This window comes from Saccharopolyspora shandongensis (assembly GCF_900106995.1).
In the GTDB taxonomy this organism is placed as follows: domain Bacteria; phylum Actinomycetota; class Actinomycetes; order Mycobacteriales; family Pseudonocardiaceae; genus Saccharopolyspora; species Saccharopolyspora shandongensis.
Genome location: NZ_FNOK01000130.1, coordinates 1 through 1,538, shown reverse-complemented (window position 1 = coordinate 1,538; position 1,538 = coordinate 1). Strand labels below are relative to the sequence as shown.

Genomic DNA, 1,538 nt, shown 5'->3' with positions numbered 1-1,538 from the left:
ACTCCCGACCACCGCCAGGCCTACCGGCCGACTCATCACCGCGCTCACGACCAGGCACGCTGGCCGACTCGCCGACCCGTTCACGGCTACCACCAGACTCGCCGGTGAACTCGCGATGACCACCAAACTCGTCACCGCGTTCGCCAACGCTGGTCGACCCACCGCGTTCGCCGCTACCACCAGGCTCACCGGTGAACCCGCGATCACCGCCAGGCGTGCCGGTCGACTCACCGAACCGTGCACCGCCAGACGCATCACCGCGTTCGCCGCTGGGCACGCTGGTGGACTCGGACCCAGGCTCCCGCACCCCATCGGGATGACCGGTGGGCTCGGAGACCGGGTTGGCCTGGTTGCGGGTAACAGCCTCGCCGGCGTGGGGTGCCCGTCCGGAGTCTGCCCCGTGGGGCTCGGACTGCGCGGAGCCGCCCAGCCCGAACCCGTCGTGCCGGCTGGCGGAATGCGTGATGCCCTCGCCGGGAGTGCGATCGTCGGTGGCGCGTGACTGCGGCACGTGCTGCTGCCCGCCACCGGACTCTTCCCGGACGGCCTCGGACCGACCCGGATCACCCGGCGTGGCCGGGACCTGAGCACCCGGCATGGCCGGGACCTGGTCACCCGACTGCCCCGGCCGCGACGCAACAACACCCACCGGATCCACAACAGCCTTGGTGTCCGACCCGCCCTCGGCACCGACCCGCTCACCCGGCACACCCCGGCCACCAGAGGATTCCCCACCCCCAGACACAGCACCAGAACCCTCGGGAACACTGATGCGGCGGGACTCGCCCACCGAAGCCAGGCTGTACTCGTCGCCAGGCTGGTTCCGGCCGTTACCCGGCAACACGGCATCCCGGCCCCCACCAGAACCGCCAGAACCGCTGGAATCGCCCTGACCGGAGGAGTGGGCGGAAATAGCCGGTGGGACAGTGGTTCCGCCGGTGAACGCCCCCAGCCCCAGCCCACCATCGCCGCTGCCGCTGCCAGACTCACTGCTGCCGCCGGACTCGCTGCTGCCGCTGCTGAACTCGCTGCTGTCGCTGCCGGACTCGCTGCCGGCGTCGTCCGCGTCCGTGTCGCTGCCGTAGCCGGACTCGCTGCTATCGCCGGACTCACTGCCCGCGTCGTCCGCATCCTCGCCGCCGCCGTAGCCGGACTCACCGCTACCGCCGCCGGACTCGCTGCTACCGCCGCCGGACTCGCTGCTGTCGCTGCCGAACTCACTGCCCGCGTCGTCCGCGTCCGCGTCTGCGTCCTCGTCGCTGCCGTAACCGCTATCAGCATCCTCATCACCCGGGACATGCTTGTTGGCTTCCTGTCCCAACACCAGCCCGCTCAGACCCGCCCCCGCCTTCTCCCCCGCGATCTCAGCCACCCCCGAAGCCCCACCCGCGGTAAACGCCGCCGGATTGAACGCGAAATCACCCAAAATCCCGGTCGCGACCATCTCGGTAACGCCCTCATGCAGACCCTCACCACCAATCCGCGCCCACGGACTGGCAAACCACCCATCCACCGCACCCGCATCCCCACCCGCACGC

1 protein-coding gene is annotated in these 1,538 nt (G+C 70.5%); it reads right to left on the bottom strand.

Annotated features, from left to right (window positions below):
• Positions 1-1,372, bottom strand: a 1,372-nt coding sequence (locus BLW84_RS47125) for a hypothetical protein (protein ID WP_425441838.1), incomplete at its 3' end; no start/stop codon positions are given.
• Positions 1,373-1,538: the final 166 nt, after the last annotated feature.